The 20835-nt window shown below is 58.6% G+C and carries 24 protein-coding genes; 9 read left to right on the forward strand and 15 right to left on the reverse strand.

Annotation, left to right across the window (positions count from 1 at the left end):
- Positions 1-343 (forward strand): LPXTG cell wall anchor domain-containing protein (locus tag HMPREF3055_RS09360; protein ID WP_246826873.1); only part of this gene is annotated, 343 nt, incomplete at its 5' end.
- 138 nt (positions 344-481) lie between these two features.
- Here HMPREF3055_RS09360 and HMPREF3055_RS01790 read toward each other — a convergent pair.
- Complete coding sequence (locus HMPREF3055_RS01790) at positions 482-1975, reverse strand: amino acid permease (protein ID WP_049354198.1); 1494 nt, start codon at positions 1973-1975, stop codon at positions 482-484.
- 309 nt (positions 1976-2284) lie between these two features.
- Positions 2285-2797 (reverse strand): OsmC family protein, encoded by a 513-nt coding sequence (locus HMPREF3055_RS01795; protein WP_193389287.1) that lies wholly within the window; start codon positions 2795-2797, stop codon positions 2285-2287.
- Positions 2798-3020: 223 nt separating this feature from the next.
- Between HMPREF3055_RS01795 and HMPREF3055_RS01800 the strand changes: the two genes are divergently transcribed.
- The 3 genes from HMPREF3055_RS01800 (at position 3021) to HMPREF3055_RS01810 (ending at position 5642) form a co-directional block, all read left to right on the forward strand.
- Positions 3021-3827: an AzlC family ABC transporter permease gene (locus HMPREF3055_RS01800; protein ID WP_070737622.1), complete on the forward strand. Its 807-nt coding sequence runs from the start codon at positions 3021-3023 to the stop codon at positions 3825-3827.
- 527 nt (positions 3828-4354) lie between these two features.
- On the forward strand, positions 4355-4690 hold the full coding sequence (locus tag HMPREF3055_RS01805) for a branched-chain amino acid transporter permease (RefSeq protein WP_070687321.1): 336 nt from the start codon (positions 4355-4357) through the stop codon (positions 4688-4690).
- 10 nt (positions 4691-4700) lie between these two features.
- Entirely contained in the window at positions 4701-5642 is a 942-nt protein-coding gene (locus HMPREF3055_RS01810; RefSeq protein WP_070737625.1) for an AzlC family ABC transporter permease, read from the forward strand.
- 233 nt (positions 5643-5875) lie between these two features.
- Here the strand turns inward: HMPREF3055_RS01810 and tpx are convergent, their stop codons facing one another.
- A complete protein-coding gene (tpx, locus tag HMPREF3055_RS01815; RefSeq protein ID WP_070737628.1) occupies positions 5876-6376 on the reverse strand; it encodes a thiol peroxidase in 501 nt (166 codons plus the stop codon).
- Between the two features lie 174 nt (positions 6377-6550).
- Here tpx and HMPREF3055_RS01820 point away from each other — a divergent pair, with 174 nt between their 5' ends.
- The 4 genes from HMPREF3055_RS01820 to HMPREF3055_RS01835 all read left to right on the forward strand — a co-directional run bounded on the left by HMPREF3055_RS01820 (position 6551) and on the right by HMPREF3055_RS01835 (position 9715).
- Complete coding sequence (locus tag HMPREF3055_RS01820) at positions 6551-7432, forward strand: hypothetical protein (protein ID WP_070737631.1); 882 nt, start codon at positions 6551-6553, stop codon at positions 7430-7432.
- Between the two features lie 189 nt (positions 7433-7621).
- Positions 7622-8398 (forward strand): LppP/LprE family lipoprotein, encoded by a 777-nt coding sequence (locus HMPREF3055_RS01825; RefSeq protein ID WP_070737634.1) that lies wholly within the window; start codon positions 7622-7624, stop codon positions 8396-8398.
- Positions 8399-8865: 467 nt separating this feature from the next.
- Entirely contained in the window at positions 8866-9258 is a 393-nt protein-coding gene (locus HMPREF3055_RS01830) for a DoxX family protein (RefSeq protein WP_070737637.1), read from the forward strand.
- A 199-nt stretch (positions 9259-9457) separates the two neighbouring features.
- A complete protein-coding gene (locus HMPREF3055_RS01835; RefSeq protein ID WP_044150247.1) occupies positions 9458-9715 on the forward strand; it encodes a GlsB/YeaQ/YmgE family stress response membrane protein in 258 nt (85 codons plus the stop codon).
- 120 nt (positions 9716-9835) lie between these two features.
- Here the strand turns inward: HMPREF3055_RS01835 and HMPREF3055_RS01840 are convergent, their stop codons facing one another.
- Positions 9836-10204 (reverse strand): zinc ribbon domain-containing protein YjdM, encoded by a 369-nt coding sequence (locus HMPREF3055_RS01840; protein WP_005508467.1) that lies wholly within the window; start codon positions 10202-10204, stop codon positions 9836-9838.
- Between the two features lie 345 nt (positions 10205-10549).
- On the opposite strand from HMPREF3055_RS01840, the gene HMPREF3055_RS01845 reads away from it, so the two are divergent.
- A complete protein-coding gene (locus HMPREF3055_RS01845; RefSeq protein ID WP_005505155.1) occupies positions 10550-10762 on the forward strand; it encodes a TOBE domain-containing protein in 213 nt (70 codons plus the stop codon).
- Positions 10763-10881: 119 nt separating this feature from the next.
- On the opposite strand, the gene HMPREF3055_RS01850 is transcribed toward HMPREF3055_RS01845, so the two are convergent.
- The 11 genes from HMPREF3055_RS01850 to HMPREF3055_RS01900 form a co-directional block, all read right to left on the reverse strand.
- Entirely contained in the window at positions 10882-11238 is a 357-nt protein-coding gene (locus HMPREF3055_RS01850; protein ID WP_044142325.1) for a hypothetical protein, read from the reverse strand.
- Between the two features lie 534 nt (positions 11239-11772).
- Positions 11773-12429, reverse strand: a complete 657-nt coding sequence (locus HMPREF3055_RS01855) for an RNA polymerase sigma factor (RefSeq protein ID WP_239663394.1) — start codon at positions 12427-12429, stop codon at positions 11773-11775.
- The gene (locus HMPREF3055_RS01860; RefSeq protein ID WP_246826874.1) at positions 12419-12898 is read right to left on the reverse strand and encodes a hypothetical protein; all 480 of its coding nucleotides are present in this window, start codon (positions 12896-12898) and stop codon (positions 12419-12421) included. The genes HMPREF3055_RS01855 and HMPREF3055_RS01860 overlap by 11 nt, the downstream gene beginning before the upstream one ends.
- 187 nt (positions 12899-13085) lie before the next feature.
- Positions 13086-13517, reverse strand: coding sequence for a DUF6286 domain-containing protein (locus HMPREF3055_RS01865; RefSeq protein ID WP_204371256.1), 432 nt, complete (start codon positions 13515-13517; stop codon positions 13086-13088).
- Positions 13518-13630: 113 nt separating this feature from the next.
- Positions 13631-14047, reverse strand: a complete 417-nt coding sequence (locus HMPREF3055_RS01870) for an Asp23/Gls24 family envelope stress response protein (protein WP_005508463.1) — start codon at positions 14045-14047, stop codon at positions 13631-13633.
- Between the two features lie 212 nt (positions 14048-14259).
- Positions 14260-14739 (reverse strand): Asp23/Gls24 family envelope stress response protein, encoded by a 480-nt coding sequence (locus tag HMPREF3055_RS01875; RefSeq protein ID WP_005508462.1) that lies wholly within the window; start codon positions 14737-14739, stop codon positions 14260-14262.
- Between the two features lie 478 nt (positions 14740-15217).
- Positions 15218-16303, reverse strand: coding sequence for a redox-regulated ATPase YchF (gene ychF / locus HMPREF3055_RS01880; RefSeq protein ID WP_070737642.1), 1086 nt, complete (start codon positions 16301-16303; stop codon positions 15218-15220).
- Positions 16304-16519: 216 nt separating this feature from the next.
- Positions 16520-17152, reverse strand: coding sequence for a response regulator transcription factor (locus tag HMPREF3055_RS01885; protein WP_070737645.1), 633 nt, complete (start codon positions 17150-17152; stop codon positions 16520-16522).
- A gap of 126 nt (positions 17153-17278) precedes the next feature.
- Positions 17279-18535 carry a sensor histidine kinase gene (locus HMPREF3055_RS01890; protein ID WP_070737648.1) on the reverse strand — a complete coding sequence of 419 codons (1257 nt, stop codon included), beginning with the start codon at positions 18533-18535 and terminating at the stop codon, positions 17279-17281.
- A gap of 164 nt (positions 18536-18699) precedes the next feature.
- Complete coding sequence (locus HMPREF3055_RS01895; protein ID WP_070737651.1) at positions 18700-19458, reverse strand: ABC transporter permease; 759 nt, start codon at positions 19456-19458, stop codon at positions 18700-18702.
- A 52-nt stretch (positions 19459-19510) separates the two neighbouring features.
- Complete coding sequence (locus HMPREF3055_RS01900; protein WP_070737654.1) at positions 19511-20476, reverse strand: ABC transporter ATP-binding protein; 966 nt, start codon at positions 20474-20476, stop codon at positions 19511-19513.
- Positions 20477-20835: the final 359 nt, after the last annotated feature.

A 20835-nucleotide genomic window follows, 5' to 3' on the forward strand; every position in this document is an offset into this window, starting at 1 on the left:
AGCAACCATCGGTGTAAACCCGACCGACGCACCGACGGTTCCTGCACTGCCGGAAGCACCGGTTGCCGATAAGACCCCCAACGCTGACAAGCTGGAGGACGCAACCGTGGCGCATCCCAAGAGCAAGCCCGCTCAGAGCAAGCCCGCTCAGGAGGCTTCGGTGACCGCCGCCCGCTCGGCTCAGGACACGCTGGCAAAGAACACCCCGGCAAAGGACAGCCCCAAGAAGGCTACCCTGGCGAACACCGGTGCATCCAGTGTTGGTGTGATTGTTGGCATTGGTGTTGCTGCAATCTGTGCTGGTCTTGGCTTGAGTGTTCTGCGCTCGCGCCGCCGCTCCTAAGAGCTACAGGGCGCACAGTCTAGCCCACCCGTGCGGAATAAACTGCGGATAGCAAAGAGCCGCCGGCTCCCCTCAGTCAGGGGAACCGGCGGCTCTTCACGTATCAGCTCATTCAATCAGCTGGCGCAAGTGTTCGTGTTACTTCGAAGCCTTAACCTCGATGCCGCTCACGTCAATCTGCTCCAGCGGAATCAGGCGGTCACGAGTGACCACGCGGTGCACCAGCCAGACCGCGATAATCACGGGCAGGCCAATGTAGGAGCTGAGCACGCCAGCCCAGTCGCCGCTCAGGAACGCCTCGTAGTTCTGACCGCCAATAACGACCAGGCACATGAGGAAGGCGATAATCGGGCCTGCGGGGAAGAACGGTGCCACGTAGGGCAGGTCCTTCAGGCTGTTGCCCTGCTTCAGGTATGCGCGGCGGAAACGGTAGTGAGCCACGGCGATACCCACCCAGGTGATGAAGCCAGCCAGACCGGACACGTTCACCAGCCACAGGTACGCGCCATCCGGGGAGAGCAGTGCGGCGATGAAACCGACCGCACCGATAGCTGCGGTTGCCAGCAGTGCGTTCATGGGCACGCCGCCGGAGTTGATGTGGGTGAACATCTTCGGTGCCTTACCCTCCTGGGCGAGCGCGAAGAGCATACGAGCCGAAACGTACAGGCCCGAGTTACCTGCAGAGAGCACTGCGGAAAGGATCACGGCGTTCATGATGGCTGCCGCGAAGGCGATGCCCGCACGCTCGAAGATGAGGGTGAACGGGGAGATGTTGATGTTGCCGTCCGCTGCGGTGAGCAGGTTCGGGTCGGAGTAAGGAATCAGGAAGCCGATGACGACCATCGCACCGATGTAGAAGAGCATGATGCGCCAGAACACGCTGGTCAGCGCGCGGGGCACGTCGCGGCGGGGGTTCTCAGATTCGCCGGCAGCCACACCGATCATTTCGGTGCCCTGGAAGGAGAAGCCTGCCACCATGAAGATGGCGAGTACGGCGGGTGCGCCGCCGACGAAGGGTGCCTCACCGACGGTCCAGTTGGAGACGCCCGGGGAGCTACCACCCAGGATGCCGAAGATCATGGCGATACCTGCAATGAGGAAGACGACCACCGTAACGACCTTGATGGTGGCGAGCCAGAATTCGCTTTCACCGTAGGAGCGTGCCGAGAGGGCGTTGATGCCAGTCAGCAGCACGAGGAATCCTGCCGCCCACACCCAGGATGGGATATCGGGGAACCAGTACCTCATCACCTCGCCGACGGCGACGAGTTCGGCGGCGACGGTAATCGCCCAGTTGAACCAGTAGTTCCAGCCCATGGCGAAGCCGAAGGACGGGGACACGTAGCGTGCCGCGTAGGTCTGGAATGCGCCGGGGACGGGCAGGTGCGCAGCCATCTCGCCGAGGGACTGCATGAGGAAGAGCACCATGATGCCGATGAGGGCGTAGGCGAGGATTGCGCCGCCGGGGCCTGCGGTGGAGATGGTCTTACCGGATGCGACGAAGAGGCCGGTGCCGATTGCGCCGCCGATTGCGATCATCTGCATGTGGCGGGCGGAGAGGCCTCGCTTCAGTTCACCCTCTGCGGGGGTGGCTTCCGATGCAGCGCCGGAAGTCTCTGTAGGCTGTGCCATGTCAGGTCTTCTTTCTGAGGCTATTGCTTCGTGCGTTTGCTAGCGGTCTAGTCTGGTGTCCAGTCTAGTCCTGCTGCGGGTGGTGTCGCCGAAGGTTTGTGCCTGGGTCAAGAAATTCTTCAATCTTAAGGATTTCTTACGTACCGTAAGTTTTCCTAATCTGAGGGTCAATCCTACTCGCTTTTGAGGCTCTTTTCCACCCAAAACCACAAAAACACAGAAAAACCCTCCCGCACCGCTCATGTATAAGCGGTACGGGAGGGTTCCCTATCAGGCTAATTCACCCGATCTATTCAGCTCACCCGGCTTTTAGTCAGCCAGGTTGTGGAATGAAACGTTCGTGGGGTGCGCCACGGTACGGGAAACGGTGCAGTCCTTCTGCTCGCTGAGCTGAATCAGACGGTCCACCATCTTCTGCGCCTTGGCGCCCTGCTCATCCTCGGGGAATCGCACATCAAAGTCCACCTCAACGTCGTCGAGGCGCACCGCGCCGTCTTCGGTCTGCTTCAGCGCCGAGGCGAGCACCTCGAACACCTCGGGGGTGGAGCGGCGGGAGGTGCCCGCGTCCACGTCCACGGAGGAGCAGCCGGCAATCGCGGCGAGCAGCAGCTCGACGGGGGTCAGCAGGCCCTCGCCCACACCGAAGTCGAGGGTTGCGCCGTTGGCACCGTAGGCACGGTAGCGCAGGCGGTCGATGCGCTCGATCTTGGTCTGGCGGTAGTTGTCGAGTTCGCGGCGTTCCTGCTGGCGCGAGTACACCTTCTTCTGCTCTTCTGCAGTCTGCACGGCGTTGTTCTGCTCAGCGTTGTTCTGTTCAGCCATGGAGGTTCCTTTCGGGTTGTCTGCGCGGTCGCTAGGTTATTCAGCGCCGCGTTGTTTAGCGTCATTCACTATAAGCGTGTTTCTCATTATTTTATTCCCGGACTCTTTTTCTCGTCGGTCAACCGCTTGCTCCTATACACTGGAAAACCGCGGCGGAGCTTCGAAGTCCCTCACGCACACAGTAGATTTTTTGAAGAGCACAACATACACAAGGAACTCTTTTATGGCACAGACCCCCGGCACTGGGCGTCCCTGCACTGGGCGTACGAGCACGCAGAATGATTTCCGCTTGGCTGTTGCGGATTCTTCCGTGGTGATGCTCGGTATCGCTGTGCTGGGTTTGGGTTTGGGTATTATCCTCAACGCTCACGGCCTGCCGATCTGGACTGCGCCACTGCTATCTGCCCTAGTTTTTGCCGGTTCGGTGGAGTTCCTCATGGTGGGTATGGTCAGTGGTGGCGCACCTCTGGCGTCGATTGCGTTGACGGTGTTCCTGGTGAATGCGCGCCACCTGGTGTACGGGCTCTCCTACCCACTGCATAGTGTGAAGGGTTTCTGGGCTAAGGCTCTGGCGATTCACACTCTTTGCGATGAGGCGTTCGCGGTTAACTCCGGTCCCGATCGTAATGAGCGTTCGGGGGCGCGCATTCTGTGGGTGAACGTGCTGATTTACGTGTCGTGGGTTCTGAGCGTAATCCTCGGGTATGTGCTGGGCGCGAGCTTCCTCAGTAATCTGAAGGGGGTGGACTTCGTGATGGTGGCCATCTTCACGGTTCTTGCGATGGACGGCTACCGCGCTAACCCGGATCGTGTGACGGCGCTCTTTGTGGCGGCTTCGGCGGCGGTTGCGCTGATTTTTGCCCCGTCCTCGTTCCTGGTGGTGGCGTTGGGTTCGTATGTGGTGCTGCTGCTGGCACGCTTCCCGGTGGCGAAGCGCCGCGGTACGCTGCCGCATCGTGCTGTGCATGAGGTAGCGGCTGAGGCTGAAAGCGCCGCTACCGCTGATGCTCCCGCTTCCACACAGCGATAAGAACGTTACATACGTGTTCGAAACCGGTTAGGATAGATGAGTGGAGCTTCGCTCTCCCCTCTTTCTATTTCTAGGATTACTAAAATGCCTCCCGCGCGAACCTGCACGGAGGCTCCCAGAGGTGAAGGTACCCCATGACTCAGATGAAAGACACCGCTAAGGAAACTAGCGACGCAGAACGCTGTGCCGCCCCGGAGTAACACCGCACCGGGAGCGGCATCACCCGAGGTCACACACGAGAACTACTGACGCGCGCAACTACCCGCCCAGAACTATCTGCACAGAACTATCCACGCAGAAAACTCGTGCAGGAGGAACAACCCTCCGCCTCCATGTTTCGCGGCTTTCATCAACTCACGTACCTACCGCACTACTTAGCCCCCAGCCTCTTCTTCGGTTGGGCTCTCCCTACCCTTTTTCGCGGATGCTTTCACGGCTTCACCCGCGCCCCTCTTTCAGGGATTCTCCCCCCCTCGGGCACTCTTTCGGGGTCTTTCGCTGAGTATGTGCAGAAAGAGAAAATCTTCATGAACAGTGAAGTGACCACCGGCTATATTCTTGCCGCGATTCTTGTGGCTGCAGGTATTACGTTCCTGCTTCGTTTGCTTCCCTTCGGTTTGAAGAAGGCTCTGGCTGGCTCCGAACTTTTGGATGCGCTTAGCCACTGGATTCCGCTCGGCGCGGTTGCGTTGCTTGCCATCTATGCGGTGGCAAAGATTGATTATTCTTCCGTTGAAACGGCGGTACCGTACCTGGCGGGTCTGGTGGTGACCGTGGGGGCGCACCTGTGGCGTAAGAATATGGTGCTGAGCATGGTGGCGGGTACCGTCACCTGCGTTGTGCTGGCTAACTGGGTTTTCTAGGAGGGTCACGATGAGCATTTCTAAGAACTCTGTTTCTTCCCCTGCTGTTTCTTCTCAGCCCGCACCTCAGCAGGCGAGCCAGCAGCAGGTTGAGCAGGTCATTGCTTCTGCGCTTCCGCTAACCGGCATGATTCCCGTGGTGGAGGTTCCCGCCTCCCCCGATGCGCAGGATTCTCAGCAGCCGCGCGAGAGCGGCTTCGCGGAGGCGATGCGTGTTGCCGGCGTGATTATGTTGGGCCTGTTCTTTGTCGGCATTGGTCTGGGCGTGCTGGTGCACAGCTACGGTCTGCCGTTCTGGGTGGCTCCCCTGCTGCCGCTCCTGGTTTTTGCCGGTTCGGTGGAGTTTGTGCTGATTGATATGGTGTCGAATCACGCCTCGCTGTTCTCTATCGCGGTGATGACTCTGCTCATTAATTCGCGCCACCTCATGTACGGCCTGTCCTACCCGATTGAGCGTGTGCGGGGTGGTTTGGCGAAGTTCTACACCGTGTACACCCTCATTGATGAGGCGTACGCGCTGAACACCGGACCGGACCGCCATAAGCTTCGTGCCTCCCGCATCCTGTGGATTCACGCGGGCCTGCATTTGAGCGTCCTAGCGAGCGCAACGCTCGGCTACGTACTAGGTGCAAGTTTCTTGAGTGAGCTCAAGGGCGTGGATTTTGTGATGACGGCACTCTTTGCGGTGCTCGCCATCGATGCTTATCAGAGTTCAAAAGACCATACCACTGCGGCTATTGCAGGTGTGTCTGCGGTGGTTGGTTTGGTGGTGTCGCCGCAGTCAATGCTACTGATTTCGATGGTGGTGTACATTCTGCTGCTGGTGTCGCGTTTTGTGGTGGCTAAGCGCCGCGGCACCCTGCCGGAGCATATGCTGGTCGCGGATGAGGAGCCCGCCGAAACTGCCGAAGCCGCCGACACTCCCGCTCATCCCGGCGACTCTGCACACTAAGTCTGAATCCCGCGCTAAGTCTAAATCGCGCACTAAGTCTGGATATAGTAAAGCGCCCCGCCCACCCGAAATACCGGGTGGGCGGGGCGTTATGCTGTCGCCAGCCGCATGTGTGGGTGAACCCTAAATCATGCGCTGTATACGTTCAGTATCTGCTGTGCTGTGTACCGCCAGGTGTCCCTGACGGAAGTACTATGCGGGTGCCGGCACCTTGTCCGGCTCCCGTACTAAGCTTACTTGATAGCTGCCAGGGCTGCTTCGTAGTTGGGCTCGTTGGTGGTTTCGGGAACCAGCTCGGTGTAGACAACCTTACCATCGGGGTTCACGACGACCACGGAGCGTGCCAGCAGACCAGCCAGGGGGCCGTCCACGAGCTTCACGCCGAAGTCCTCGCCGAAGGAGGAGCGGAAAGCGGAGGAGGTCACAACGTTCTCAATGCCCTCGGCTGCGCAGAAGCGGCCGATTGCGAAGGGCAGGTCGTTGGAGACGCACAGCACGACGGTGTTCTCCAGGCCTGCAGCCTGCTTGTTGAAGGTGCGGACGCTGTTTGCGCAAACACCGGTGTCGACGGAGGGGAAGATGTTCAGCACCAGGTTCTTACCTGCGAAATCTGCGGAGGAAATCTCGGAGAGATCAGCCGCGAGAACCGAAAATTCGGGCAACTTTGCGCCGACTGCGGGCAGGTCACCGTTGGTGTGGATTACGAGTTCGTTATGTAGAGTTACTTCAGCCATGCTTTCATTGTCCCTTGGATGCGGCGGGTGTGCAAGGGGACACAGGCTCTAGTGGGTGGAGTTTCCGCATAGCTGATTTTCTGCGGTGCCGCTTCGCCTCAGCGGCACCTCTACAATGGGCAGGTGAGCTTTTTGAGGCACGTATCTTCCCGCCTTGCGCCACTGGCGCACCCCGTGACGAATTTCAGGGCACTCCGTCAGAACCTGCGCCGTCAGCGGGTGGAGGGTCGCGCCCTCGTTGATCCGCAGAATACGTACCGTCCGAGTGTGCGCGCTGAGCTGCGCCGCATGTTCACGCGCCCCCTTCCTGTGGAAACGCAGACGCTCATGTGTAACGCCCTGCTGGCGGCGATCTGCTGGTACCTGCTCCCTGAAGCTTGGCGTTCGTGGCTGTTTAGCGAGTTTAAGGGCCCGGCTGGTTTTGCGCTGGTGATGGTCGGCTGGATGGTTGCGGACGTCACCTCAACGAACCTGATGGGCCACGATGAGGAGCATGCGTTGCGTGCGTTGCGCAGTAGCGACCCGCACGCCCTGCACCTGTTCGTGCGCACGAAGGCTATTGCAATCGGTCTGATCACGGGTGTTTCTGGCACCCTGCTGGCGCTGATTCTGCACAGTCAGGACAAGAACCTGACCCCCACTCTCATGATGTCCCTGTCGTTCTTTGTGGTGCCGGCTATTGTGGTGTCCCTGGGCTCGATTCTGGGTGTGATGTATCCGTACCGTCTGCGCGGCTGGCAGTTCCGCTGGGCGCACCGCAAGAACCTGCGGATGAGTGCCCGCTGGGTTCTGCTCTGTTTCGGGCCGGGCTGGGTGTTGGGTACGGTGCTGATGTCGCTGATGTTCCCGTCGATTTTCCTATCGGATGCGCTCACACGCCTTCTTAACCCCGGCGTGGATCCGCGCGATGTTGCGTTCCGGCCGCTGCTGTTTTCGATGGTCCTGTGGGCTCAGGGCGCTATTAGTCTGTGGGTTTTTCCGCGGATTACGGCGCGTATTGCGACGGCGCGGCGCGCCTGGTTGGTGCGCTATCTGACGGACGATAAGGTCTGCTAGCCGGTTTTTGTTGAGAGGTTTATTGCCGGGCAGCTGCTCACGCATGTCACGGTAACGAACGGCGCTGGTAACGAACGGCATTGACCGCGCGCACCACGTGCCCGCCTCTTTTTCCCTATACTGGACGAGTTCACTATTCACTTCTTGACCAGCACCGATGCGCGCTGCCGCGCATCTTCAGGAGTATCCATGTCTTCTAATCGCCGCCGTTTCACCGGCCGTACCGCTTTGGCTCTACCCGCGTTGGGCGCCGCTCTAGCTCTCGTTGTCACTTCCTGCTCGGCAAGCACTGATTCTGCTGTTTCGGGTACCGTAGTGTCTTCTTCTGGCAGCGCTTCTGCCTCCGCGAGCGCGACCTCCACTCAGGCACTGTTCCCGACCCCGTCGGCGAGCCCGAGCGCATCCACGAGCGCTACCCCGAGTGCTTCGTCGCCTGCTCCGGTGCCGTCGGTGGTGACGATTACGGTTCATGCTGAGCCGACCGCATCCGAGTCGAAGTCGGATTCCAAGTCTGAGGCTAAGTCTGAGTCGAAGAAGGATTCCACCTGTGCGTCTGATTCTGCGTCGACCGTGGTGTCTAAGGCTCTGCGCGAGTTGAAGAATAAGAGCAAGTGGGATCAGTGGACGAACGTTTCGCGCACGTACGAGGGTTACGACCCCTGTGCTGAGCTGTCGTGGATTGACGCGATTCCGGGTTCTTCCCCGTCTGATTGCTGCATCTCCTCTATGGCGCACCACATTCTGCTGTTCCACCGCGGCAAGTTCATTGGTACCGCAACCTATGAACCGTACTCGTTCTCCCCGGTGATTACCCGTACCTCGGACAGCTCGATTAGCGTGACCTACCGCTACGTGAAGGGCGATGAGAGCTCCGCCAGCGCGAGCGGCCGCACAACTGCTGAGTTCAGCTGGAGCTCTTCGCAGAACAAGGTTGTGATGACCGGTGAGGTTCCGCCGAGCGAATAGCCGGTTCACCTCATAGGCTCGCGGCCCCGAATCTACGCGTTTGAAGCCCAAGAGGTTGGGCATACGAGAAACCCGCCGTCTCGCATATGGTGCATATGTGAGACGGCGGGTTTTCGTTGCTTAAGGATATGTAGAGTGCCCGAGGGCTAGCTATTTAGGCAACGAACTTCTTGTAACCGAAGTATGCGGCGCCTGCCAGGATAGCGATGCACAGGATCTTCTTCACGGTATAACTCCTTTGATTGTTCCGGTAGGCACCCGGTGTTTTACTCCGTCTGGCGACTCACCTAAAGGTGAGGGCAGGCGGGGTGTCATCCGCACGTGGTGCCGTTGCTCCCTATCATACCTGCTTTTGAACAATGTTTTCTGTTTGACGTGCCAAGTCCGCATTTTAGACAGTCAAACACGCAGCGGTTCAGCGTGCCCTGAGCCAAGGAATACGCCTCTGACGGGCGCATAATGGGAGCATGAGTATTTTTAAGAGGAAAGAGTACAGCGCTGAGCGCTCGGCTACTCGTATGGCTCGCGCCCTCGCTGTGATGGGTGCGCTGCACTTCATCATCCCGGATCCCTTCGACTCGATTGTGCCGAAGTACCTGCCGGGTCCTGCCCACGCGTACACTCACGGTTCGGGTGTAGCTGAGCTGGGCACCGCTGCCCTGCTGGCTAATGATAAGACCCGCCGCGCTGGTGGTCTGCTGGCGGCTCTGCTGTTTGTTGCGGTGTTCCCCGCGAACATTCAGATGGCTCTGGATGCGCGTAACCAGTCCACTCAGCGTAAGGCTATTGCGTACGGTCGTCTGCCCCTGCAGTTGCCGATGATTTGTAGCGCTCTGAAGATTTGGCGTAAGTCGAAGTAGTCAATACATTCACCATTCGATACATTCGACACTCATCTCAATGATGAGAAAAGCACCTTAGCATTTTAGAGATAAAACGCTAAGGTGCTTTTAGCTTAATAAAAGCTCTTATAAGCTCTTCTTACATCATATTTACGTATAATTGAAAACAACATACTATCTGCCACAGTGGCAGATATATAAACCCAAGGAGATTACAATGGGTACTTTTATTGGCACCATTATTACCGGCGCAATTATTGGTGCACTTGCACGCTTCTTTATGCGAGGCCGCCAGAACATTTCGATTCTTTGGACCATTATCTGCGGTGCTGTCGGCGCAGCTATCGGCACCTGGGCAGCGACCCAGCTGGGTGTAGCGGACACCAGCGGCATTGACTGGATCCGCTGGATTATCTCAATTATTGCTGCAATGCTGACCATTTCCCTGTACATGGGCTTGACCGGTAAAAAGTAAAGAGATATTTGCTAATTTCTTTTAAAACCTAAGCAATTTTTATAAAGCATAAGGCGGCACCTCCCCTAGCGTGAGCTAGTGCGGGAGGTGCCGCCTTTTCTGCGCCTAATGCGAAGCGCTTTATGCCTTCTTCACCACGGAGGACTTCAGGTACATCTGGCCTGCGCCGGGGACCTTCGCCTCAATGTCGTGGCCGTTGACGGGGGATTCGAGCAGGCGGATGCCGCGCACCTTAGTGCCTGCCTTGATGTCTGCGCCGCCCTTGACCTTCAGGCCCTTGACGATGGTGACGGAGTCACCGTCGACGAGCTCGTTACCGACGGAGTCGAGAACCTTGGAGCCTGCTTCTTCTTCGGTTTCGCCTGCTGCGGTGCGTTCCCATTCGTGGCCACACATGGGGCATGCCCAGAGTTCACCCATTTCGTAGGTGTAGTTTTCGCTGCATTCGGGGCAGGCGGGTGCTTCGATTTCGTTGAGGTTTTCGCTCATGGTTCCTTCTTCGATCTGTGCGGATGCGCCGCTCCCCTGTTTCCGCGGTGTTACTGCGGTGGTGCTGCGGCGTGTGGGCGCGCGTCAGCGAGGGCGGGGGTGCGACGGTGGAGGGTGCGAAGATTCTCGCGTTCGTGCTGACTATACCATTTGGCGGGTGTGAACCGCATGTGTGGGGCTGGTTTTTGCCGGTCTTTTGGGGCGGGTTCGGGGCGTGGGTGAAGCCGAAAATAAAATTTGCCTGGTTTGTGCGTAATATTTTGGTTGGAAGGTGCTTCTGAGTGGCTGCGGCGTGTAGAGTACTTAGAGCATTTATAGGTTTTTATGAACGAAAGGCACGGCTTCATGAAGCTTTCTGCACGTAACCAGTTCGCTGGCAAGGTTGTTGAGATCACCGAGGGTGCAACCAACGGCATCGTTAAGATTGAGATTGCTCCGGAGGTTGTTATCTCTGCTTCCATCACCAACGAGTCCATCAAGGAGCTGGGCCTGAAGGTGGGCGAGACTGCATACGCAGTCATCAAGGCATCCAACGTGATGGTTGGTGCTGACCACTAATCCCGGTCGATAAGACTTACACCCGGGCGGCTGCCTTTTGTGGCGCGCGAGGGTTAATAGGGCGGAGCCCCGCACTGTGTGTACAGTGCGGGGCTCCGCTGCTTTCTGAGGTAGACCCCCTACAGGAGGGACTGGACCCTCACCCTAACCTGCGGGGTATTCTCGTCATCGCTACTGGTTGAGTCTAAGGTTTGAGAGTTTGAATGTTCTTCATCGTGTTGCTGCGCTTGAGACAGCGAACGAATGACAGTCTCTTGGATATCTCGTACGATATCTTTGACCGGCCTGGATTCGTCAATGCCGACCTCAATAGTAGCTTGACGCGAGCCTGATTCAACGATTACGCCAAAGCGGGCCTGCGGCATGCGGCTACCGATCACTTTCAGGGTGCTACCCAGCCCAGGTTCGATTCCTCGTACTCCGGGAATGGCAGTGACCAGCCGAAGTAGCTCGGCGGCAGAAAAGTTAGTCGTCATGATGAATATCCTCGATATGTACATTGACTGTCGGGGAGACTCCCAGGTTCTTATCGCAGGCTTCGCGGACGGCTTCGCGGACTTGCTGGGCCAGTTGCGGTAGGCTTTCAACGGCACCGTGAGCCGAGACTCGGCAGGATACAACCTCCGGAACCCCCAGACCGCGATGCTCTTCGCTTGAAGGTGCATGCTCAAAAGAAGAACGCAAGGAACGTGCACCGGGTACTGAGTCTACAGCGCGGCGAATAAGAGCCCTCAACGAAAACTCAGACATGCTGTAGGGACCTAAATCTGTTGCTGGCATCTCCACTTGCTTACCGTGTCGGGTTTCAGCAAGAATAGCTTCCATTAGGGGGCGACGGGGCAGGACCGAGTCATTCCCTTCAGATTCCAGGCGGTCCCATTCTTCGTGCAGGGAAGCAATAAAACGTAGGTACTCGCGGGTGTCTGCATCATCCCGCTCATGGGATCGTACGATTGACCTCACCGACGCTGCTGAGTGTCGGACCTTATTTGAGAGGTTTTTGGCGTTACTCAAGCCCACTCCTTCATCAGGCGTATGACGAGAGAACGGGCTCGTGCCAGCCTCCCACGGACGGTCGAAACTGTCAGGTTCAGTGTCTTGGCAATCTCTTCGTATGACATCTCATCGATTTCTCGAAGAATCCATACTATACGCAGTTCAGGTTCCACGGACGCCAAAAGATCGGCAAGGGCCTGAATCTGCGCATTAACTTCACTGGACTCAGCCGGGTCAGCGGTACTGCTCGACGTCATCTCAGCCGCAGCGCTCACACCTTCGAGTCCTTCTGCATCATAAGGATCCGTGGCACGACGCTGACGCTTACGCACCATACTAGTAGCTTTATTAGTGCAAATCTGCATAATCCAGCCACGAAAAGCTGCCGGTTCCCGAACTAGGTGAAGGCTACGCCAAGCCTGGACGAGGGTATCCTGAACAATATCTTCACTGTCCTGACGGTTCCGAACAATCATATATGCAGAGCGGAAAAGACGCCCTTGATAACGCTCAACAAGCTTCTCAAAGGCGTCAATATCTCCGTCCTGAGCACGCAGAACAAGGTATCTGTCCTCGTCCTGCGTTGCTTCAGACAAAGCGCTCAGCTGCGCGGTGGGGTATTGATGGGATTGAGGTTCCGGCGCCACCTCGCTCTGAGGGTTATGCGCCAATACTCTCTCCCGTGATTTCGGGTGCATGATGGCCAGTTACAGATTCGGAGACATTACGTGACTTCGAGGAACGCTCCAGCCGTACTAGAACGTCAATCTGCTTGGGGCTCGCGCCGAAAGATACTGCCACATCATTATTAAGTCGGTTCTTGAGTTCAGCAATAGCCCACTCAACCTCACACCCCTGAGAGACAGTAGCCTCTGCCTGAACCCACAGGCTCTTCGGGGAGCCAGTAACCCAGACAGCGCACTTTTCCACACCAGGGACTTCCTGAGCACGCTCAGACAGAGCCTGCGCCAGAACCTCAGGTGCCAAAGTAGCCATCAGCACACCCTCAGAACCGCTAAACTTCAAAGGGGAGGCAGCAGCTTTACGGGGAACCTGCGCAACCAGCATGAACAAGCCGGCAACGACAATAAGTACTGATACCAGTGCTACTACAGGCAGGAACCACGGCGTGTGCACCATAGGTCCGATAAAGCTAGCTACCGGGTCCTGTGCAGAGGCCAGGTAAGGCGCAATTTCCGGCCAAGCCTGACCAGCATTGAAACCCGAAGCTAAAAGCCAAAAGGACACTACTACAAGGAGAAGCCCAAAGGTGGCCAGGACAGTTCTGTTCAAAACACCAGAAACTGAACGCATATTCGTATCTCCTTTAGCTAATATGCTTAATCCGCACGCGACTACGTGCAATACCCACGGGTGCGAGCATCTTTAGAACTTCGTCGGTCTTCTTCCGTGCAGCTTCACGCACGGGGCCGAGGTCGTCCAAGACGCTATGGACAACAACGTCTACGCGGGAGCCGTTAGCGGTAACGATAGCGGAGTGGACACCGTCAATCTGCTCAACCTGGGTCTGAATGAGGTTAGCCAAGTCTCGGCGCTTTGCGACAGTCTGACCGGGAATATCGTCGGGGAAAATTTCCACACGATCCGGAACTCCCGGCCACACAGCGCCAATGATCATAGCCAGACCGCACACCGCCAGGATGATGGCGAAGATAATAGCCGTGACGGAGCCAAGAGTGGTAGAACCAATAGCGGTGAGGGTACCCACCATAGACTCAGGCCAGGCACCGTTCACCATTCGGTGAACCGCAAGCCAAACCACCAGTCCCCCCAGTGCAAGCAAAACCAGAGCCAACAGGATGCTAGGGATGCTTCGCGAGGGACGACGAATTAGTTTCGGAACAGGTGTACTCATTTAAGGCTCTTCCTAACGTGGCTGCTCGGATTGAGCCAGGATATCTCGATGTTAATCTTGCCCACGCTAAGCCCCGTGAGGTACTCAACGCGGTTACGCACGTGTGCGCGCAGATTTTCGAGGATGGGGGACAAAGGTGCGGGGAAGACCAGTCCGATGTCCAGGTGCAGGACTGCTACCTGGCCGTAGAGTTCACACTGGGCTTCAGGGCGCGAGTCGAAGTTGTGGCGGGTACCAATTCCCAGTACGCCTCCAGCATTTGAGCCAACGTTGGCGCTTTCATTTGCAGCCTCAGCTGCAATCTTTGCAACGAGTCGCGCGGGGATGGTTGTGGTGCCGCGGTGCTCCCAGGAAGAACGTTCTTCCTGGGAAGCACTTAGCTGCATGTTTGCACGCTGGTTCGCGGTCACCATCGTCACTTCTTTCGCCCGTCCAGGAGGCTTCGGACATCGACCCGGCCCTCCAGGCAGAGGCCTACGGCCCATCCGGCAAAGCCACACAGGGCCACCAGAACGAACGTTCCGAAAGAACCGAAGGCAAGAACGGCTCCAAGGAACAGGCCCACCAGGAGGGCCAGGTGCGTTGTCTTCATAAGAACTCCTTAGATTAAGGCGTTGGATGCGGGTTACTTGAGGTCGGTGTCCTCGGACTTGTTAGAGTCGTCCTCGGGCAGGTGAACGTCGGTAACGTTGATGTTGACCTCAACAACCTCGAGACCGGTGGTGCCCTCAATCTGCTCGATAACGTTGCGACGAATTGCGTCGGCAACCTCGACGATGGAGACACCGTACTCGACGACTACGGTAACCTCGACAGCTGCCTGGGTCTCACCCTTCTGGACGCTAATGCCGCCAGCAACGTTGGTCTGAGCGTTGGGGATACGGTCGGTCACTGCGTTGAACGCACGGCGGACAGCGTTGCCCATGTCGTAGACGCCGGGGATTTCACGAGCTGCCATGCCAGCAATCTTTGCGACGACGCTCTCATCAATGGTGGTAACACCGTGCTCGGTCTGGAGGGGGCCGCGGGGTTCCTTGGTCTCTTCAGCCTTGTTCTCGTTGTGCTCGCGCTGCTTTGCGGTCTGGGGGATAGCGTTGTTGCTCATTTGGAGCCTCTTTCGTAAAAATCCGAGATGGTTAATATCGGTTATGCACGATGCAGTAAGCAATGTAGTCAAGGTGCCCTCGGTGGCATCCACGATCAGCTTTCTTCATTGACTGATCTGACTGGTTTTGCTGCCCGTCATGTTTGCCGTGCTAATAGTTAGACGCTACCAACTGCGGTTTCGTCATAGCTTTATTTTATGCAGTGCATCACATAACTCAAAAAATGGTCTTCTTGTGCGCGTAACAATCCATCACAAACATATAGATAGGTAGCGCACCATTGCCGTATATCCCGCCAGATAAGAGTTACCGCAACACCACAGACGACCACTTCGGAAGACAGCTTTCTATCTTGTCATCCTATAGATTCAAGCAAGAAGATAGCCCAATCAGACTCTTCAGAAGAAGCCAACAAAGATAAAGCGGAGCCCCGCACTGTACGTACAGTGCGGGGCTCCGCTGTTATGTTCTTATCGCTTAGACGTTGAAGCGGAACTCGACCACGTCGCCGTCCTGCATGATGTAGTCCTTGCCCTCCATACGGACCTTACCGCGAGCCTTCGCCTCCGCCATAGAGCCAGCCTCATCCAGGTCCTTGAAAGACACAACCTCAGCCTTAATGAAGCCGCGCTCAAAATCAGAGTGAATCACGCCAGCAGCCTGCGGCGCAGTATCACCCTTATAAATAGTCCAGGCGCGAGCCTCCTTCGGGCCAGCAGTCAGGTAAGTCTGCAAACCCAGAGTCGAGAAGCCCACGCGAGCCAGCTGGTCCAGGCCGGACTCATCCTGACCGTTCATCTCCAGCATCTCGCGAGCCTCCTCCTCAGACAGCTCCACCAGATCAGCCTCCAGCTTCGCATCCAAGAACACAGCCTCAGCCGGCGCCACCATGTCACGCAGCTCCTGCTGCTTCTCCTCAGACGCCAGAATGCCCTCATCCGCGTTGAACACGTAAATGAACGGCTTAGCAGTCAGCAGGTTCAGCTCCTTCAAATGAACCAGCTCCAGCTTCGCGTCCTTCGCACGAGAAATGATGGTGTCACCATCCTCCAGGATCTTCTGCGCAGCCTTATAAGTCTCCAGCTGAGCGGCGTCACCCTTCTTAATCTTCACAGCCTTCTCCAGACGCGGAATAGCGTTCTCCAGAGTCTGCAAGTCAGCCAGAATCAGCTCAGTATTGATGGTCTCCATATCGGAGGCAGGGTCAACCTTGCCGTCCACGTGAATGACGTCCGGGTCATCAAACGCACGCACCACCTGGGCGATAGCGTGCGCCTCACGAATGTTCGCGAGGAACTTATTACCCAGGCCCTCACCCTCAGAAGCGCCCTTCACAATACCCGCAATATCAACGAACGAAACAGTCGCAGGCAGAATACGCTCCGAACCAAAAATCTCAGCCAGACGGTTCAGACGCGCATCCGGCAGGTTCACCACGCCCACGTTCGGGTCAATGGTCGCGAACGGGTAGTTAGCCGCCAGCACAGTGTTGCCGGTCAGAGCGTTGAACAGGGTGGACTTGCCCACGTTAGGCAGGCCAACAATGCCGATAGTTAGAGCCACAAGTTTTCCTTCGAATCATGTACCCCGCCAAACACTCAGGATGCGCCGCGTAAGTGATGCGGCGGGTGCGGGCGGGCACAGGGCGAAAATGGTGCCCGCTTCCAAGCGCGACACCGCCAGTCTCAAGAAGAAACGGGTGCGGGGCGCCTGCGGGCATAGACACTACCATTCTACCGTGTTCGCGCAGGAGCCGCCCGTGTTGATGAGAGCAGCGGGCTAGAGCCAGCCGTTCTCCGTGGCGATACGCACCGCATCCTGACGAGTCGACGCACCCGTCTTCGCCATAGCCGCAGACAAATAATTACGCCCCGTACCCGCCGACAAAAACAACGCCGACGCAATCTGCTGAGCCGTACCACCCGACGCCGCCTCACGCAGCACCTGCGCCTCACGCTCCGTCAACGGAGAAGCACCCGTCACCAAAGAATCCGCCGCCAACGACGGATCCACCACACGCAACCCCGCATGCACACGACGAATAGCCTCCGCCAACTGGCGAGCGCCCGTATCCTTCACCACAAAACCACTCGCACCAGCCTCCAGGGCACGGCGCACATAGCCGGGGCGGCCAAACGTCGTCACAATCAGCGTACGCACCGGCTCACCCGACTCACTCACCGCACCCGCATCACGCAGCGCCGCAGCAGCCTCAATACCATCAGCCAACAAAGTACCGGGCATCTGCACATCCAGCAGCACCACGTCCGGCTTCAACAGGGCAACAGCGCCCAACACCTCGTCACCGCTACCGACCTGACCCACAATCTCCAGGTCAACCTCCAGACCCAGCAGGGCGGCAAGAGCCTCACGGATGAGCTGCTGATCGTCAGCGAGCAGAACACGAATCATAGGAGCCTCCCTGGGATGGATACGGGGCAGAGAATACTGGGCGGAACAACCGTGAGAGGTTGCCTACCACCACCATACAGGGGCGGGTAGCTCCCCCGTCCAGGGCGCTGCGCCAAGTTTCACAATCTACAGTAGCGAGGTGTCGCCGTCCATGCTCACGCGGATGCGCGTACCCACCCCACCGCCGGGGTTCTCCGCAAGCCACTGCTCGGGCGCTGCCTCAATCACCACGCTACCGCCGGATGCCGCCACGCGCTGAGCCATGCCCGTCAGGCCGTTACCGTGCGCATCGCCCGCACCCACGCCGTTATCGAGGATGTCCAGGCCGGTTGCGCTTAGGCGCACCCGCGCCGCGTTCGCACCCGAGTGGCGCACCATGTTCGTGACCGCCTCACGCAGCACCCAGGAGAACAGCTTCGCGTTCACGCCAGCCACCGCGAGCGCACTCTGAGCCTCCGGCAGTTCGGCGCGAATACCGGCAGTCTGCAGGGCACGGCCCGCGCCCTCAATCTCACCCGAGAAGTCAGGCACGCGCAGGCGGGTGACGGTCGAGCGGACCTCCGCCAGGGACGCGCGGGACAGCTGCGCGATCGCCTCCATCTCGGCACCGGCGCGGGCGGGGTCAATCTCCAGCAGACGCTGCGCCAGCTCAGCCTTGAGGGTGATGACGGTCAGGGAGTGGCCCAGCACGTCGTGCACGTCGCGGGCGATCTCTTCACGTTCCTCGGAGAGCGCCAGGGAGGCACGCGCCACGTCCGCGCGTTCGCCCAGCTCAATCAGGTAGGAGAAGCCCAGCATGCCCACCATCGGCGCACCAATAAAGAGGGCCATACCACCGCGCGCGGTGACGTCAAAGCCGATGCTCGCCATAAAAATTAGCCAGCAGGCCAGGGCAATCGTCGCCGCTACACCCAAGCGCAGGCGGTACGGGGCGATTGTGCCAAAAATCCAGAACGCCACAAAGTACATGCTGAACGACAAGAACACCATATACGCCGATTCCAGCCGCAGCGCCGTCAGGCCAGCCACAGGCAGCACCATCAGTAGCGTCCAGATGACGCTTCGACGCACCGTGGAGGCGACCGGCACCAGCCACGGCACCGCGTACGCCGAGCAGTTCACCACCGCAAACAGTGCCACCAGCGCCACACCGGCCCAGCGCACCGGCCCCAACTCCGGGGTGGTGAGGAAGCTGTCCAGCGGCATGAGCAGAAACACCAGCCACGGGGCGCTAAAGCCCAGCGCCAGCCAGTTCACGTTGCCGCGGCGTTCACGGTAGAGGAAGCGGAAGCGGTGCTTGCCCAGGGTGCGCTTCGCGGCGGAGGGTGCCGCCTCGTTCTCCGTGTGGGGGTGTTCGTTCGGGTGGGTGTGGGTTTCAGTCATGGTTCTAGCCTAACGTGCGGGTGCCGCGGGTGCAGATACCACCGGTGCGGCGGTGTCAGTAGCGGCAGTGTTAGTAGATGCAGTGTGAGTGGATACGGCTTCCGCCGCAGCCTCGGGAGCCCCTGATACTACGGAACCCTTGAGACTGCGGCGGGAAGAAGCATTTAGCGGCGGGTTGCGCGGCGCATCAGCAGGGCAGAAACACCCAGGAAGATAGCCGCCCACACAACCAGGCTCACCACTGCGTACCAGAGCGGCTCGGTCACGAACCAGTCCTCACCGCCCGAAATAATGGTCTGACCTGCGCTGAAGGGGTAGCGGGCAATCTCAGCGGCACCGTACAGCGGGGTGAAGCGGGCGTACTTCAGCAGGTCGGTGCTCAGCGGGGAGAACACGGTACCGAAGAAGCTCATAATCACCAGCAGACCGTTCGCAATGGACACAGCGTTCTCGTTACGAATCAGCAGACCCATCATGATGCCGTAGAAAGCGAACACCAGACCGCACAGCACCGTCAGCGCGCCGGCGGCAAGCTGCTGGTTCACAGGGATCTCAACACCGGTGAACATGCCCACAATGTTCACCGCAATCACCGGCAGCGCAGAAATCACCAGGGCGGTCAGCGCCTTCGCGCCCAGGTACTTGCCGGTGGTCAGCGGGGTGAGCGCCAGCTGGCGGTTCCAGCCGCTGGAGAGCTCGGCGACGGTGCTGCCGCTAATCGCCACGGTGTTCTGCACGGCACCGTAGAGCGCCATACCAATCATGACGTACGCTGCTACGTTGCCGTCGCCCATCGGTTGGGAGGAGTAGTCCTGCATCGCGCCGAAGAGCAAGAAGAAGACGATGGGCAGTGCCACGCCGAAGAAGAATCGGTCGGTCGAGAGGATAGAAGCGCGGATGTCGTAGAGTGCGTAGCGGAGCATGATGTTTTCCTTGAGGTGTGTAGCGGCGGCGTGGCGTTTAGTGGTGTGGTGTTTAGGCTTCGGATGCCTTGGAGGATGCCTTGGAGGCGGCGGCCTGCTCGGTCAGCAGGGTGAAGGACTCATCCAGGGAGGGCTTGATAACCTCCAGGTCGGTGATGCTGTAGTTATTCAGCAGAGTGCGCAGGACCTGCTCAATCTCCAGCACGGAGATGCGGTGGCGGTACCCGCCGGACTCTTCGGTCACCTCGACCGGTACGTCCAGGTCGGTGATGGGTGCGGGTGCGAGGAAGGAAAGGTGGCGGTGGCCGGTCAGGGCGCGAATCTCGTCGGAGGAGCCGTCAGCAATGATGGAGCCGGATTCCATGAGCACGATGCGCTGGGCGAAGTTCTGTGCTTCTTCCAGGTAGTGCGTCGCAAAAAGAATGGTCGTTCCTCGTTCTGCGATAGCTTCCATACGTTCCCAAAAGGTGCGGCGCGCGTTCACGTCCATGCCGGCGGTCGGCTCGTCCAGGATCAGCAGTTCCGGCGAGTGCATGGTCGCCAAGGCGTAACGCAGACGCTGCTGCTGACCGCCCGAGCACTTGCCGACCTTACGCTTAGCAATCTCGGTCAGGTCTGCGTTGGCGAGTACCTCATCCACGTCAATGGGCTTGGGGTACAGCGCCGCAATCATCTCGACCGTGGCGCGAATCGTCAGGTCCTTGAGCAGGCCACCGGTCTGCTGAACCGCACCGAGCAGACCGGCGCGTGCCGCCTCGGAAGCGTTGCGACCGAAGACGCTCAACTCGCCGCCGCTGGGCTGGGTCAGACCAAGAATCATGTCGATGAGGGTGGTCTTACCTGCACCGTTGGGGCCGAGCAGGGCGATGATTTCGCCGCGCTTGACGGTCAGGTCAATCGAGTTGACGGCGACCACGGTGCCTGCCGCACGGGTGGAGAAAACCTGGCGGAGGGAGCGGGCGGAAATAACGGTTTCTGCGGTGTTGTGCTTGCTGTTCTGAAGTGCTGCGGTGTTCATGTTTCTATTACACCGCCGGTTTTCGCGCCGGTGCGGTACAGAGTGTCATGACCTGCACATGACAAATGTCATGAGTTGAGGACATGCGAGCGTCGCGGCCGTTCTAGCGAGGCATTTTCAGCAGCGGAGCCGGTTACGCGAAGCGGGGGCTCCGTCCTCAAGGCGCCCCAGCGCCGCAGAGGGGGCACTCCCCCGCGAGCGGAAACCGGCGCGTACCGCCATCCCAAGCCGTGCATCCCAATGCATCCTCAGGCACGAAAAACCCCGCGTAGCGAGACCACGAAGCAGCGGAGGCGGTCACGCGGAGCGGGGGCTCCGTCCTCAAGGCGCCCAGCGCCGCAGAGGGGGCACTCCCCCGC

It is taken from the genome of Rothia sp. HMSC061C12, from assembly GCF_001815755.1.
Classification (GTDB): Bacteria; Actinomycetota; Actinomycetes; order Actinomycetales; family Micrococcaceae; genus Rothia; species Rothia mucilaginosa.